The following is a 13,817-nucleotide window of genomic DNA, read 5'->3' on the forward strand; positions in this document are numbered from 1 at the left end:
TGACAGGGATGAGACGTGCAGCGTCATCGCTCGTGTTCGATCCGGCACCGACGCGGCCCAGCCTCGCCCGGCAAAACAAGCTCGGCGTCTTGGAAATTGAGACTCAGAACCACGTCGCCCAGATTGTTGTCGCCGGCGTAGCGCTCGACTTTTCCATCCCGCACGCGGCGTAACGCAACGGCCTGGTCTTTCCAGAAGACGAACGCGCCACCCGGGTCACTGCGCAAAAGCGTGAGCCCGACAGGGAAATCTAACCCATCGCAAGCCAGCGGCACCGGACCACTCGAGATGCCGGACGTATCGCTGCCACCGGCATCGGCGTATACCATGCGCAGCTCATTGATCCGTCCCGAGTAGGACGAAAACAGGCAGTAACGCGGATCGGGCGCGTTCGCACAAGCATCCCGGCCTTTCAGCCACACTTGCTGCGTGCCCTCCAGTTCCGCCGCGCGATCGGCGTCGAGGTTCGGCGTTGTCCGAGCCAGTTCATAAAGGCGCGCCATCTCGCGATCGAGCGCAGCCAGTTCCGCATCAGAGCACACGAGGCTGCGCGAGCCTTCGCGCTCCCCGGTGCAGTCGAAGCTGGGCGAGGCCGTTACAGTATCGGGCTCCGCATCCTGCTGTTCGGATCCCGGCGCGCAGGCGGCCATCGCCAATGACAGCAGGACCACGATTTTCGTCTTCATGCGAACCTCCCCCCATACGGGGACCCGGCGTAGCTCGCCCCGTGCCGGGCGCCAAGAAAAAGACCGCCCGGTAAGGGGCGGCCTTCGGTCTTGCTTATGGCAGCGATCGGGATCAGCCGACGATCTCTTCGGGCTTGAAGAAGTAGTCGATCTCGATCTTGGCGTTTTCCTCGCTATCCGAACCGTGCACCGAGTTGGCCTCGATGCTCTCGGCGTACGTCTTGCGGATCGTGCCTTCTTCGGCGTTTTCGGGGTTCGTCGCGCCCATCACGTCGCGATTGCGCTTCACCGCGTCCTCGCCTTCGAGGACCTGGACCACGACCGGGCCCGACGTCATGAACGAGACGAGATCGCCGAAGAAGGGACGCTCGGAGTGGACGGCGTAGAAGCCCTCGGCCTGCTCCTTGGTCATCTGGATGCGCTTCGAAGCGACGACGCGCAGGCCGGCGTCCTCAAGCATCTTGGTCACGCCGCCAGTGAGGTTGCGGCGCGTGGCGTCGGGCTTGATGATCGAAAAGGTGCGGGTAACCGCCATGGGGATGTTCCTTGCGAAGTTTTCGGATTTCGTGTTGGGCGCGCCCCTAGCCGGGAAAAACCCGCGCGGCAAGCAGGCTCCAGGCCCTGACTAGCCCGCTTCGATCCAGCGTCCGCCGTCCTGCTTCCAGAAGTGCCGCTCGACGCCCTCGACGTTTCGCAATCCGCTCCAGACCTTGCGAGCGGCGGCCACCGTCTCCTCGTCGAACAGCAGGAAGGCGCGATCGAACCCCGTCGCCGCCTCGCGCCAGGTGCCGTCCGCCAGCGCGAGGTAGGCCGCGCCGTTCGCCGGCTCGGTCTGGTCGGACAACAGCACCGGTTGTTCGGCATCGTCCGCGCCGCCGGAATGACCATTCGCGAGGAACGTGCCGGGCATCGACCAAAGGCCGCGGCTGATCCGCTCCCGCTGTGCTTCGTCGGCCGAGACCACCAGCAGGCGTTCCCCTGCCTTGAGCGTGGCGCGGGCCAGCAGCGGCACGACCGCTTCGACCGGATCGCGGCTGAGCTGATAGAAATCGACGCGCATCAGCCCCCTTCCCGCGATGGCTTCGACGATCTTCGGCAACGCTCCGAACAGTAGCGCACCGAATCCCAGTCACGTTCCCATTTCTTGCGCCAGGTGAACGGCAGGCCGCAGGTCGCGCATGTCTTGCTCGGCAAGTCCGCCTTGCGTCGCATGCGCGCCATGGGCCGCGCCGCTCAGCTTTCGAGCGTGTCGCGCACGAAGCGGTCGAGCAACCGCACACCGTAGCCGGTGGCGCCCTTCGCCCAGGTCGCGCCCGGCTTGTCGGCCCAGACCATGCCGGCGATATCCAAGTGCGCCCAGGGGGTATCGTTTTCGACGAAGCGCTTGAGGAACTGCGCTGCAGTGATCGAGCCGCCGTAACGAGACCCGACGTTCTTCATGTCGGCGATCGGGCTTTCGAGCTGCTTGTCGTAGGCAGGGCCCATGGGGAAGCGCCACAAGCGATCGCCGCTCGCTTCGCCGGCGGCGGTGAGATCGGCGGCGAGAGCATCGTTGTTGGAGAAGATGCCGGCGTACTCATGCGCCAGCGCGGCAATGATCGCGCCGGTCAAGGTGGCCAGATCGACCATCCGCGCCGGCTTGTAGTTGCGCTGCACCCAGGTCATCGCGTCGCACAGCACGAGGCGACCCTCGGCATCGGTGTTGATGACCTCGATCGTCTGTCCCGACATCGACGTGACGACGTCACCCGGGCGCTGCGCGTTACCGTCGGGCATGTTCTCGACCAGGCCGCACACGCCAATAACGTTCGCCTTGGCCTTGCGCAGCGCAAGCGCGAGCATGGTGCCCGCGACCGCGCCGGCGCCGCCCATGTCCCACTTCATGTCTTCCATGCCGCCCGGCTGCTTCAGGCTGATGCCGCCGGTATCGAAGGTGACGCCCTTGCCGACGAACGCGACGGGCGCTTCGCCTTCAGCGCCGCCCATCCATTCCATGATCAGCATTCGCGGCTCGCGGACGGAGCCCTGCGAAACGCCGAGCAGCGCGCCCATGCCGAGTTCGCGCATTTCGTCGCCATCGAGCGTACGGATCGAAAGCCCACTGCCCTCCATCCGCTCGCGGCACCGCGCGACGAAGCTTTCGGGATAGATCGTGTTGGCGGGTTCGGTCACGAGTTCGCGCGTGAATTCGACGCCGGTCGCCAGCGCGGAAGCCGCCTGCCAGGCGGTCTCGGTGTCTTCCGGTGCGCCGGTGACCGAAATCGTCGCCAACGAGATCTTCTTGTCGTCACTGAGCTTGGTCTTGTAGCTGTCGAGCGCCCAACCGCGCATGCGCGCCGCCAGCAGTGCGGCCGCCGCTTCCTCGGCGGAAATCCCCGAACCGGTGAAATCGAACAGGATCTCGGTTTCGCCCGAGCGCAGATACTTGCCCGCAATCGCCGCGCCGGCTTTCTCGATATTGGCGCTGCGCTCCTTGGCCTCGGCCTTGCCGACGCCGGCCAGCGCGACGCGAACGACTTTGCCGCCCCGTTCCGCGAACCCTTCGTAGATCTGTCCGACTTTGCCCGAAAAGCGCGAACGCTTCGCACCCTCGGCCAGCAACGGCTCGAGATCAGCCGGGATTGCATCCTGGTTCACGAGCCGCGCGACAAGGGAGCAACCGGACGTCGATGCCGCGTCGAGGAACTGGACTTGCATGTTATCTCCTGGAATGTACGCAAATTCACGGCAAACCGCCGCCGCGCCGGATTGCAGTTAGGCACCGGCAGTGCGATAGGCAACCCATGCTCCCGGCCGCGACGTATACGATGCAAGCTCCCGTCAAATGCTTGCAGCCTCTCCCTGCGGCCCTGATCGGCGCGGTTTTGCTGGTTTCCTGGCCGACCGCCGGGCTGGCACAGGACCTGACCCAGCCCGTTGCCGGCCCGCCACCGGTAATTGCCGCGCCGCCCCCGGAAACCGCCGACGCCGTACCGATCGCGTTCGAGGCAGACCGCATCGAGTATGCCGAGAACGACGACCTGGTCACTGCCAGCGGCAATGTCGTGCTGCGCAAGGACGATCAGTCGGTCGCGGCCGAAACGGTCACCTGGAACCGCAAGACCGGGCGCATCGTCGCCAGCGGCAACGTCCGCCTCGTCGATGAAGACGGCAACCAGCTCTATACCGATCAGGTCGAACTGACCGACGAGCTCAAGACCGGGGCGATGCAGAACCTGCTGATCGCGCTGCGCGAAGGGGGGCGGCTCGCGGCGCGCGAGGGTCGCCGGATCGATAACGGCAATGTGATCCTCTCCGATGCCGCTTACACCGGCTGCGCGATCGAAGACACGCGGGGCTGCCCCAAGGAGCCGAGCTGGCGCATCACCGCGCAGGAAGTGTTGTATGACGACACTGCGAAGCGAATCAGTTTCAAGGGGGCCCGGCTCGTCCTGTTCGAGAAGATCGCGTTGCCGCTGCCGGGGCTTCGCATCACCACCGACGGACGCGCGGTTTCGGGCCTGCTGGTTCCGGACTTCCGAGTCACGCCGTCGAACGGCATCGAGATCAGCGATTCCTACTATCTGCGCATCGCCGAGAACCGCGATCTCACCGCGACCGGCTACGTATTCTCGAAAGTCGCGCCGATGGCGCAAGTCCAATACCGGGCGCTGACCGACAAGGGCGCGTACCAGATCACCGGTTACGCCACCGCCAGCCGCCGCATCCCCATCTTCGGGTTCGAGCCTACCGCCAAGAGCGATTTTCGCGGCTACCTTTTCGCCAATGGGCGCCTGCAGCTCGACGAGCAGTGGAGCGCGACCGCGTCGATTCGGCGCGCCTCCGATCGCACGTTCCTGCGCCGCTACGATATCAGCCGCGACGATCGGCTGCGCTCCATGGTCGAGGTCGAGCGCATCGATCAGGATAGCTATTTCTCGATTTCAGGTTGGGCCACGCAGACCATGCGGGTCGCCGCGGACCAGGGCCAGATCCCCGTGGCGCTGCCCATCCTCGATTACCGCCGCCGCTTCGACGACCCGATCCTGGGGGGCAAGTTCGAGGCGCAAGTCAACACCCTCGCGATCGAGCGCAGTTCAGGGCAGGATACGCAGCGCGCCTTCGCTCGCGGCCAGTGGACGCTGCGTAAACTGACCGGGATGGGACAGGAAGTGACTCTCACCGGCCTGGTGCGCGCCGATGTTTACCATTCGGACGAGAACGAACTCACCTCCACACTGATCTACCGCGGCAATCCGGGTTGGGAGACGCGCGGCGTCGCCACAGCCGCGCTGGACGTGAAATGGCCGTTCGTCGGAAGCTTTGCCGGCGGCACGCAAGTGCTCACTCCGCGCGTGCAACTCGTCGCCAGCCCCGACATCAAGAACCTTGCCATCCCCAACGAAGATGCACGCGCGATCGATCTGGAAGACAGCAACCTGTTCGCGCTCAATCGCTTCCCCGGCTACGACCGGATCGAAGACGGGGTGCGGTTCACTTATGGTCTCGACTGGTCCTTCGAGAAACCGCGCTGGAATATGCGAGCGACGATCGGCCAATCGATCCGGATGACTGACGATCCGACGCTGCTGCCCGATGGCACCGGCCTCTCCAACAAGACGTCGGACATCGTCGGCCGCTTCGAAGTGCGGTATCGCGATCTGGTCCAGTTCACGCAGCGCTTTCGGCTCGACAAGGACAGTCTCGCGGTGCGGCGCAACGAGTTCGATGCGACGATCGGCAACACCAGCACCTATGCCGAGATCGGCTACGTGAAGCTCAACCGCGATATTCCCGATACCATCGAGGATCTTCAGGACCGCGAGGAAGCGCGCTTCGCTGGTCGCATCGCCTTCGCCCGCTACTGGTCGCTGTTCGGTTCGGCGGTCGTCAACCTGACCGACCGGAGGGAGGACCCCGTGTTCGGTTCGGACGGGTTCCAGCCGCTGCGCACGCGTCTTGGTGTCGCGTACGAAGACGATTGCCTCGAAGTGGCGTTCACCTGGCGGCGCGACTACACCGCGGTCGGTGACACGCGGCGCGGCAATTCCTTCCAGGTCCGCTTCGCGCTGCGCAATCTCGGTTTCCGCTGAGGCCCCGACGCGCGGGTGCCCTTACGGGTGCGCCAGCCTCCAAGTCTATGGCCCGGTAGTGTCGCGGTAGCGCTCTTCGACGCGAGTGCGTCCAGCTTATCCCTTGTCGCATCGCGAACGGCTTCGGTCTGATGGCTTCACAGCCCGCAAGCGCATGGCTCTCACCTTGCACCGTAACCGTGTGGCCGTCCGCTCGGCCTGCGCTGTCTCCCATCCCGCAAATGAATTCCCTCGCGCTATTGCTATTGCAAATCGCTCGCGTTAACCGCCTTCCCAATGTTTGGTAATCAAGAGGGGGTTGAATTGCGATTTGTCCGTTTGGTGCTTTTGGCTGGAACCGCGCTGGCCACTTCGCCGGTGCTCGCAGACGAGGATGCCGATGCACGGCGCGACATCATCGTCACTGGCGAGCTCGAGCAAAGCACCGCGTCGATGAAGACGGACACGCCGATCATCGAGGTTCCGCAGCCTGTGACTGTCGTCGAGGACGACCTCTATCTCTCGCAAGGCGCGCTTTCGGTCGCGGATACCGTGCGCTACGTCTCCGGTGTCCAGGCCAATCCCTTTGGTCCCGACAGCCGGGTCGACGGAGTCACGGTTCGCGGGATCAGCGCGCTGCAGTTTCGCGACGGCATGCGCGACGTGTTCAGCTTTTATGCGACCATTCGCGCCGATCCGTACAACTTTTCGCAAGTCGAACTCGTTCGAGGCCCGGCGTCGGTGCTGTTCGGCGCGGGCTCGCTCGGCGGGATCCTCAACCTCGTTTCCAAACGCCCGCAGTTCGAAAGCGAGGGCGAGCTTTCGCTGCGTTACGGTTCCTTCGATCGCAAGGAAGTGCTCGCCGACGTGACCGGACCGATTGCGCAGACGCTAGCCGGACGGCTGGCGGTCCGCCTGCGCGATTCAGGCACGCAGACCGACCACGTGCCCGACGATCGAGTGATGCTCGCGCCCTCGCTCACATGGCAGCCGGGGCCCGACACCAGCGTCACCCTGCTCGGGCTCTACCAGGAAGACGACGGCGGCTCGACGTCGCAGTTCCTGCCGCTGGTCGGCACGATCCTGCCAAATCCCAATGGGCAGTTGCCCAACGATCTCTTCACCGGGAAACCGGGCTGGGATCGCTATGACGGGCGCTTGCTGCAAGGCACCGCTTTGGTGGAGCACCGCTTCAGCGAGCTCGCGCGGCTCAACCTCAAGGCCCGCTACATCGATAGCGACCTCGATTATTTCACCCATTACGCGAACAGCTACTCCAATCCGACAAACCCTTATGTGATCCCCGGAACCAACACGCCCGACCCCGAACAGCGCACGATCGGACTTTACACCAGCGCCAGCCGGGCGCGGATGGAGATCTTTTCCACCGACAACAACGTGCAGTTCGACTTCGACACCGGCAGTTCGATCGAGCACACGCTGCTCGCCGGGGTGGATTACAACTGGAACCGCGTCCGCAAGACGAGCGTCATGGGCGTCGAATATATCGACATCTACGATATCGATTACGACGCGCTGTCCGACTATGGCGGAGGCCTCCCACCCGGTGCGACACCCTCGGAGGATGTCGAGCAGGAACTGCTGGGCCTTTATCTCCAGGACCAGATCCGGTTTGCCGATCGCGTCTCGGTGGTCCTCGGTGTCCGTCGCGATCACGTCACGTCTGACAGCTTCGGCGACGAAGCGATCGATGCCAAGGCCACGTCTTTCCGGGCCGGGATCATCGGGGAAATGGTCAAGGGCGTGTCCCCCTTCTTCAGCTTCACCGAGAGCTTCGAACCCATTTCCGGTGTCGACAGCGACCGCGATCCCTTCAAACCCAAGAAGGGCCGCCAGTTCGAAGCCGGCATCAAGTTTCATCCCGACGACGTCACGCTGCTGACGCTGACCGCCTATCACATCAAGGAGCGCAATCGCCCGGTCGACGATCCCAGCACGCCCGATCCGTTCGATCAGACGCAGGCGGGATCGCTGACATCCAAGGGGATCGAGATCGAGGGCCGGACCGTATTGCCGGGCCAGTTCGAACTGCTCGCCAACTTCAGCTACAACAGCGCGCAGATCGACGGGACGGGCGTTCAAGTCGACAACATCCCGAAGTACAACGCATCGGCCTGGGCCGCCAAGCCGTTCCAGCTTGGCCCCGAGGCGTTTTTGCGCATCGGCGCAGGCATCCGCTATGCCGGCGCGAACCGGTCCTACGGTCGGGCGTTTCCCGATGGCATCCGCACGCCCAGCTACACGCTCGTCGATGCCCTGGCAGAAGTGAACTGGCGCAATTGGTCGTTCGCACTCAATGCCACGAACCTGCTAGACAAGCAGTTCTATTCGGCCTGCCTTGCCCGCGGCGACTGCTTCGTGGGGGAAGACCGGAATGTGTTTGGAACCGTGAGCTACCGCTTCTGATGGATGGGACGACGGCCATGTTGATAGCATCCTTGCTGGCGGTCGCCGGTATCGCCTTGTTGCGCTTTGCGTGGGCGCAAAGGCGCAGGTCGATGCCATTGAACGGCGCCGGGTGGGCGTGCCTTGCCGGCGCGATGGTGGCGGGCGGGGCTGCGGCAGGCGCTTGGGGCGTCTCCGTTGCCGCACTGGCAGCGATGAGTATGGCTTTCGTGCTGCTGTGCGTCGCCGCCTTCGCCGCGAAGAACGGCAAGGCGACGGCATCGCAAAGGCGTGTCGGGATGTGGCCCGACAAGCGCGAGCCGCTCGGGCTCGTCAGGCGGTGCATTACCTTCGTGGTCGTCGCCGTGCTGGCCGGTCTCGTATCGATCGCCATCGCCGTGGCCATACGCGGCTTCGGGGCCGCGGCCGGGCTGGTGCCGGCGGACTACAACGTCTTGGCGGTGTCGATCATGCCGATCGCCTGGGCGATCCTCGCTTTTGCCCTGCTGATGAACCCGTCGCGGCGATCCCAGGCCGTGATCCTGCTGGCGTGCTGCCTCCCGGCAATTCCGGCCACTCTGATCGGAGGCGGCGCATGACCCAGCCCTCCACCGTCAAGCGCGCGCTTTCGGGGCATGCCGCCATCGGCCTTGTCGCGGGCGCCCTGCTCTATATCGTCTGCCTCACCGGCACAGTCGCCGTGTTCTATCCCGAACTGCAGCGGCTGGAACAACGCGGCGTTCCGGAGATGAACGCAATCGCGCCAGCGGCCGTGCAAACTGCCGTGGAAACCGTCCTCGCCAGCGAAGCGAGCCAGCCCACGACGCACCACCTCTACGTCCACCTGCCTGTCGACGATCTGCCCCGCACAACCATCACTACCGATCACGGAGCGGTTCACCTCAATGCGGACGGCAGCATCTTCGGCCCTGAAGAAATCGCCTGGTGCGATTTTCTTGTCGCGTTGCATTATACGCTCAACCTGCCGGGGCTCTACGGGCTGGCGCTGGTCGGGGTTCTCGGCGTGATGATCCTCGCGCTCTCGGTTTCGGGCGTGGTCGCGCATCCCCGAATCTTTCGCGACGCCTTCAAGCTGCGAGTCCGCCAGGGCGGCGGCGTGGGACTTGCGGACTGGCACAACCGAATGAGCGTTTGGACCCTGCCGTTCTCCGTTGCCGTGGCTCTGACCGGAGCGATCATCGGCCTTGCCAGCGTGACGGCGTGGGGCATGGCAGCGGTGTTCGAGGACGGAAACACCGGAGCCGTCTTCGAACCGATCTTCGGTGAAGAAGTCGAGCCCGACGAAACCAAGGCTGGAATTCCCGATGTTGCCGCCGCGCTCGCTTATATGCAGCAGCACTACCCGCACGTGACGCCAACGTACGTCATCCTCCACGACCCGCTGACAGCCGGCCAGGAAGTCCAGGTCTCGGCGCTTCATCCGCGACGCCTCGTCTTCGGCGAATACTATCGCTTCGATGCTGCGGGCGCATTCAAGGGGACGATCGGTCTGGCCGACGGTGCACTGGGCCAGCAAGCAGCGGCTTCGAACTACAATCTGCATTTCGGCAACTACGGCGGACTGCCGGTAAAGCTCGCCTATCTCATCTTCGGCGCTGCGCTGACGGCGATCTGCGCGACCGGTATCTACATCTGGCTGGGCAAGCGGGACCGTCGCGGCATGGCATCGCCCCGATTGCGCGCGCTCTGGGATGCGACCGTCATCGGCGTTCCCGGTGTCCTTGCCGTCACGTTCGGGGCGCGACAGGCCTTCGGCAATGCCGTCCCGTTCGCGACGGTCTTCTGGGGCGGCCTGATCGCCGTGTTCTTCGTGGTCGCGCTCTGGTTGTTAGTCAAGCCGAAGGGGTATCCGCGCGGCGCTGCTATCCCTACGTTAAGGGAATGATGCGCGATCGCCTTTTCGTCCTTCTTCAACATGTGCTGCCAAAGCGGCATCTGACCCTGTTCGCCGGGCGCGTGGCTCGGGCAAGGCGAGGCAAGGCGACGACCCGCCTGATACGCTGGTTTGTCGGCAAGTATGGCGTCGATATGAGCGAAGCGGAAAACCCCGACATCGCCAGCTACGCATCGTTCAACGATTTCTTCGGCCGCCCTCTCAAGGCAGGCGCGCGGCCTTTGGCCCACGCCGATTTTGTCAGCCCAGTGGACGGCGCCATCAGCCAATTGGGGGCAATCGACGATCATCATATCGTGCAAGCCAAAGGGCATCGCTTCACCACGACCGAGTTGATCGGCGGCGATGCGGATCTCGCAGCGCAATTCCGCCATGGCAGCTTTGCGAACCTTTACTTGTCGCCCAAGGATTACCACCGGCTGCACATGCCTTGTGCCGGTCGGCTGGAGCGAATGATCTATGTGCCCGGCGCGCTGTTCTCGGTGAACCCGGTGACGGCGCGCGGCGTGCCCAATCTGTTCGCGCGCAACGAGCGCGTCGTCTGCGTCTTCCATTCCGAAAAGCACGGGCCCTTCGTGATGGTTCTGGTCGGCGCAACGATCGTCGGAAGCATGGAAACCGTGTGGCATGGCGTCGTCAATCCGAAGCGAACCGGGATGATCGCGCACTGGGACTACACCGACCAGTCGATCGTTCTCGGGCAAGGCGAGGAGATGGGTCGCTTTCTCCTAGGTTCGACCATCGTCATGTTGTTCCAGCAAGGGGTCATCGATTTCAACCCCGACTGGACGCCGGAAGGATCGGTTCGCCTGGGCGAAATGATGGGCAACCGGCCGGGCGGATGATGCCGGGCCACGCGATGCCAATGGGACCAACGGCCCGGCGCCAGCATCCGATAACCGAGGGGACGTTGCGTCGTCTGCCCGGTAGACGCGCACCCAACGCCCGTTTATCAGCAGCCCCAACCACCATGTACGCCCTCCATTCTTTTGCGGGTTTGCACTGAAAGAACCTGCGAAAGCCAATGGAAGCATCGAACCTCACTCTCAGCGAATTGGGCTGGACCCCGTTTTTCAGCGCGCAGCTGGCTGCCGAGGAAAGCCGCCGGTATTGCCCGGTGCGCGTGATGGCCGTCCATCGCGGCATGGTAGACGTCCAGGGCGAAGCGATCGACACCTCGATCACCTCAGTGCTCCCGACCGAAGGGGGGCCCGAAGATCGCCCTACCGTCGGCGACTGGCTGCTGATCGAACGCGAGAGTCGGGACCTGGTGCGCATCCTCGATCGGCAGAACCTGTTCAAAAGGCCACAGCCCGGCGACGACCGCCGGGTGCAGCTGATCGCCGCGAACGTGGATACCCTGTTCATCGTCACGTCGTGCAATCAGGATTTCAGCATTGCCCGGATCGAGCGATATCTGGTGCTCGCGCGTGAGATTCAAGTGAACCCCGTCGTCGTGCTCACCAAAGTCGACCTTGCACAAGACCCCGAGCGGTTCCTCAGAGAGGTACGGGATCTGCAGCCGGATCTGGAAGTCGAAATGATCAACGGGCGCGACCCCAGGAGCGTCGCGCGTCTCGCCACGCGGTGCGCCACGGGCGAGACGGTGGCCTTGGTGGGATCGTCCGGCGTCGGCGAGTCCACCATGATCAACACCTTGCGCGGGTCCGACAGCATCGCGACGCAGGCCGTTCGGGAAGCCGACGGCAAAGGCCGCCACACCACCACCGTCCGCGAGATGCACCGCCTTACCGGCGGTGGCTGGCTTGTGGATACGCCCGGCATGCGCGAACTTCAATTGTCCGATGCATCCGCAGGCTTGGCGGAAGTTTTCGACGACATCGAAGCGCTCACGCTCGAGTGCCGCTTCACCAATTGCACGCACGACACCGAGCCGGACTGCGCGATACAGGCCGCGCTCGCGGATGGTTCGCTCGATGCACACCGGTTCGAACGCTGGCGCCGGCTGATCGCCGAGGAAAGCGTCAATACCGGCAAGATGACCGCGCGCCATACGCGCCCGGCTAAGCCCGGCAGGAGAAACTGAGATATGGCTGATCTTTACCTCAAGGCGCTGGAGTCCGAGCGCAGAAGCCTATGGGCGGAATGTCGCCTGAAAGGCTTGGCCAAGGACACACCGCAGCGCATGCGCATCGCAGAAATCGACGTGAAGCTGGCCGAACACAAAGCGCGCAAAGCCGCTGGCTGAGGCCAGAGGCGTGAGGGCGCGCGGCAGCGCATGTCAGCGCGACGCGTAATCTTGCCTCCAAGAAATTATCGGCAGTATTTGTCGGTACGGTGCAGCGCGATATTTGGCAGAAGCACCGCCATCGCTGAAGAGAGGGGACTAGACCTGCAGCCGATCGCGCCCGGCCTACTGGCTCGGCTCGTGATGGACGCCTCATTCTCTGCCGACGATGATGATATCACGGAATGGTGGACACACCTATTCGTCGACGCTTCAATCGCTGACGACAACTATCACGCCGTTTTCGGCGACTTGATGGCTCTCTTGGGACCGGAGGACGTCCGATGCCTAGATGCCTTCGTGCAAAGCTTTCCCTCCTGCGGTGGCCCTGATTTCGGCACCAGCGATCCATGGATCATCAAGCTACAATCTCACTTCGAGGGCGCGATCGGCAGTTGGATCGGTGAAACGGACGTCGCGGAGCGCAACTCTGAAATCGTCGACATGCCGTGCAACCGAATGGCGCCTGCCACTTAAATTTCAGGATAGGGAAGCAGCCCTCTTCTACGGTCACGACCCCCACTATACGCAGAACCGATGTCTATATCCTTCCGGAGATCGGCAACCGGATCGCGGACACCATCACTCGTCGCGATGTGACCCAACTCAACGAGAAGGTCGCCTTTGATGGAGCAAGGCCAACGCCTGTGCAAGCACGCAACGTGCACCGCTACCTCTCGTCGTCCTACACCTTCCCCGGCTCGACGCCCTGCCCGCACACCCCTGCCGAGATGCGTGGTGTCCTAAGCCACCTGAAGCCAGGGATCGGGTTCTAACCGACAGGGAACTGGCGGCGTTGTGGCACTCAGCGTCCGAGGAAGGATATCCCTTTGGAAATTTTGTCCAGTTGTTGATCCTGACGGGTCAACGGCGCGGCGAAATGCTCGGCGCAACACTTGGAGAGTTTGCGATCTCCGCCCGGGTGTGGACGATCCCGGGCGATCGCGCAAAGAACGGGAAGGCCAACATTGTCCCGCTTTCCCCTCAAGCTTTGGAAGTCGTCGAGGGCGTTATTGCTTCGGCGAGGCCCGGCTCTGACGATCCTTCTCACATGCACCGGCTCGTATTTGCATCTGAATCAAGCGCTCAAAACCCCGTGAGCGGCATTACGAGAGCATGGAACCGAATGCGCAAGCGCCGACAAAATCATGGGGTTCGAAGCTAGCCACTACCGGATCCACGACATCCGCAGGACCGTCGCCACCGGACTTCAAAGGATCAGCATTCCGCTTGTCGTCAGCGAAGCGGTGCTCAATCATCAATCGGGGTCTGCCAAGGTCGGCGTGGCCGCAGCCTATCACCATCATCAGTTCACTGAGGAAAAGCGGGAGGCATTATATCTTTGGGGAAACGAGTTGGAAAAAATCGCTCGCACTTTCCCAGTCAAAGTGAGATGGTGCCGGTTTTCTGGACAGGGTGTTAAGCTACTCCCGACCTGATGGATTGGTACGGGAATGAAGACGACGAGGAAGCGCTACAGCGCCGATTTTAAGGCCAAGGTCGCACTGGAA

General features: G+C 63.4%; 15 protein-coding genes. 10 read left to right on the forward strand and 5 right to left on the reverse strand.

The window, feature by feature from the left end; genetic code table 11:
• Positions 1-23: 23 nt before the first annotated feature.
• The 5 genes from GQO94_RS11285 to GQO94_RS11305 all read right to left on the reverse strand — a co-directional run bounded on the left by GQO94_RS11285 (position 24) and on the right by GQO94_RS11305 (position 3,383).
• Entirely contained in the window at positions 24-686 is a 663-nt protein-coding gene (locus GQO94_RS11285; protein WP_156841460.1) for a lysozyme inhibitor LprI family protein, read from the reverse strand.
• Positions 687-798: 112 nt separating this feature from the next.
• Positions 799-1,221, reverse strand: coding sequence for a nucleoside-diphosphate kinase (ndk, locus tag GQO94_RS11290; protein WP_156841462.1), 423 nt, complete (start codon positions 1,219-1,221; stop codon positions 799-801).
• 90 nt (positions 1,222-1,311) lie between these two features.
• Positions 1,312-1,746 carry a DNA polymerase III subunit chi gene (locus GQO94_RS11295; protein WP_156841464.1) on the reverse strand — a complete coding sequence of 145 codons (435 nt, stop codon included), beginning with the start codon at positions 1,744-1,746 and terminating at the stop codon, positions 1,312-1,314.
• Positions 1,746-1,907: a DUF2256 domain-containing protein gene (locus GQO94_RS11300; RefSeq protein WP_156841466.1), complete on the reverse strand. Its 162-nt coding sequence runs from the start codon at positions 1,905-1,907 to the stop codon at positions 1,746-1,748. The genes GQO94_RS11295 and GQO94_RS11300 overlap by 1 nt, the downstream gene beginning before the upstream one ends.
• A 12-nt stretch (positions 1,908-1,919) precedes the next feature.
• Positions 1,920-3,383, reverse strand: a complete 1,464-nt coding sequence (locus tag GQO94_RS11305) for a leucyl aminopeptidase (RefSeq protein ID WP_156841468.1) — start codon at positions 3,381-3,383, stop codon at positions 1,920-1,922.
• A gap of 929 nt (positions 3,384-4,312) precedes the next feature.
• Between GQO94_RS11305 and GQO94_RS21390 the strand changes: the two genes are divergently transcribed.
• The 10 genes from GQO94_RS21390 to GQO94_RS21025 all read left to right on the forward strand — a co-directional run bounded on the left by GQO94_RS21390 (position 4,313) and on the right by GQO94_RS21025 (position 13,745).
• Positions 4,313-5,758 carry an LPS-assembly protein LptD gene (locus GQO94_RS21390; protein ID WP_408636617.1) on the forward strand — a complete coding sequence of 482 codons (1,446 nt, stop codon included), beginning with the start codon at positions 4,313-4,315 and terminating at the stop codon, positions 5,756-5,758.
• Between the two features lie 276 nt (positions 5,759-6,034).
• Positions 6,035-8,164, forward strand: coding sequence for a TonB-dependent siderophore receptor (locus GQO94_RS11315; protein WP_198045926.1), 2,130 nt, complete (start codon positions 6,035-6,037; stop codon positions 8,162-8,164).
• Between the two features lie 92 nt (positions 8,165-8,256).
• Positions 8,257-8,742 carry a hypothetical protein gene (locus GQO94_RS11320; protein WP_156841474.1) on the forward strand — a complete coding sequence of 162 codons (486 nt, stop codon included), beginning with the start codon at positions 8,257-8,259 and terminating at the stop codon, positions 8,740-8,742.
• The gene (locus GQO94_RS11325; RefSeq protein WP_156841476.1) at positions 8,739-10,049 is read left to right on the forward strand and encodes a PepSY-associated TM helix domain-containing protein; all 1,311 of its coding nucleotides are present in this window, start codon (positions 8,739-8,741) and stop codon (positions 10,047-10,049) included. The genes GQO94_RS11320 and GQO94_RS11325 overlap by 4 nt, the downstream gene beginning before the upstream one ends.
• Positions 10,049-10,903 carry an archaetidylserine decarboxylase gene (gene asd / locus GQO94_RS11330; protein ID WP_156841478.1) on the forward strand — a complete coding sequence of 285 codons (855 nt, stop codon included), beginning with the start codon at positions 10,049-10,051 and terminating at the stop codon, positions 10,901-10,903. Before GQO94_RS11325 ends, asd begins: the two co-directional genes overlap by 1 nt.
• Positions 10,904-11,082: 179 nt before the next feature.
• Positions 11,083-12,105 (forward strand): ribosome small subunit-dependent GTPase A, encoded by a 1,023-nt coding sequence (rsgA, locus tag GQO94_RS11335; protein WP_156841480.1) that lies wholly within the window; start codon positions 11,083-11,085, stop codon positions 12,103-12,105.
• Positions 12,106-12,108: 3 nt separating this feature from the next.
• The gene (locus tag GQO94_RS20795) at positions 12,109-12,267 is read left to right on the forward strand and encodes a hypothetical protein (protein ID WP_198045927.1); all 159 of its coding nucleotides are present in this window, start codon (positions 12,109-12,111) and stop codon (positions 12,265-12,267) included.
• A gap of 183 nt (positions 12,268-12,450) precedes the next feature.
• Complete coding sequence (locus GQO94_RS11340) at positions 12,451-12,783, forward strand: hypothetical protein (RefSeq protein WP_156841482.1); 333 nt, start codon at positions 12,451-12,453, stop codon at positions 12,781-12,783.
• A gap of 232 nt (positions 12,784-13,015) precedes the next feature.
• A complete protein-coding gene (locus GQO94_RS21020) occupies positions 13,016-13,471 on the forward strand; it encodes a tyrosine-type recombinase/integrase (RefSeq protein ID WP_408636619.1) in 456 nt (151 codons plus the stop codon).
• The gene (locus tag GQO94_RS21025) at positions 13,455-13,745 is read left to right on the forward strand and encodes a site-specific integrase (RefSeq protein ID WP_232332891.1); all 291 of its coding nucleotides are present in this window, start codon (positions 13,455-13,457) and stop codon (positions 13,743-13,745) included. Before GQO94_RS21020 ends, GQO94_RS21025 begins: the two co-directional genes overlap by 17 nt.
• Positions 13,746-13,817 lie beyond the last annotated feature (72 nt).

Source organism: Novosphingobium aquimarinum (assembly GCF_009746585.1).
Taxonomy (GTDB): domain Bacteria; phylum Pseudomonadota; class Alphaproteobacteria; order Sphingomonadales; family Sphingomonadaceae; genus Novosphingobium; species Novosphingobium aquimarinum.

Excerpts from the sequence above, each read along its gene's own strand:
- ndk (WP_156841462.1), bottom strand. The coding sequence starts at position 1,221 with ATGGCGGTTACCCGCACCTTTTCGATCATCAAGCCCGACGCCACGCGC.
- GQO94_RS11295 (WP_156841464.1), bottom strand. The coding sequence starts at position 1,746 with ATGCGCGTCGATTTCTATCAGCTCAGCCGCGATCCGGTCGAAGCGGTC.
- GQO94_RS11315 (WP_198045926.1), top strand. The coding sequence starts at position 6,035 with ATGTTTGGTAATCAAGAGGGGGTTGAATTGCGATTTGTCCGTTTGGTG.
- GQO94_RS21025 (WP_232332891.1), top strand. The coding sequence starts at position 13,455 with ATGGGGTTCGAAGCTAGCCACTACCGGATCCACGACATCCGCAGGACC.
- asd (WP_156841478.1), top strand. The coding sequence starts at position 10,049 with ATGCGCGATCGCCTTTTCGTCCTTCTTCAACATGTGCTGCCAAAGCGG.
- GQO94_RS11325 (WP_156841476.1), top strand. The coding sequence starts at position 8,739 with ATGACCCAGCCCTCCACCGTCAAGCGCGCGCTTTCGGGGCATGCCGCC.
- GQO94_RS11305 (WP_156841468.1), bottom strand. The coding sequence starts at position 3,383 with ATGCAAGTCCAGTTCCTCGACGCGGCATCGACGTCCGGTTGCTCCCTT.
- GQO94_RS20795 (WP_198045927.1), top strand. The coding sequence starts at position 12,109 with ATGGCTGATCTTTACCTCAAGGCGCTGGAGTCCGAGCGCAGAAGCCTA.
- GQO94_RS11300 (WP_156841466.1), bottom strand. The coding sequence starts at position 1,907 with ATGGCGCGCATGCGACGCAAGGCGGACTTGCCGAGCAAGACATGCGCG.
- GQO94_RS21390 (WP_408636617.1), top strand. The coding sequence starts at position 4,313 with ATGGCGCAAGTCCAATACCGGGCGCTGACCGACAAGGGCGCGTACCAG.
- rsgA (WP_156841480.1), top strand. The coding sequence starts at position 11,083 with ATGGAAGCATCGAACCTCACTCTCAGCGAATTGGGCTGGACCCCGTTT.
- GQO94_RS11285 (WP_156841460.1), bottom strand. The coding sequence starts at position 686 with ATGAAGACGAAAATCGTGGTCCTGCTGTCATTGGCGATGGCCGCCTGC.
- GQO94_RS11320 (WP_156841474.1), top strand. The coding sequence starts at position 8,257 with ATGCCATTGAACGGCGCCGGGTGGGCGTGCCTTGCCGGCGCGATGGTG.
- GQO94_RS11340 (WP_156841482.1), top strand. The coding sequence starts at position 12,451 with ATGGACGCCTCATTCTCTGCCGACGATGATGATATCACGGAATGGTGG.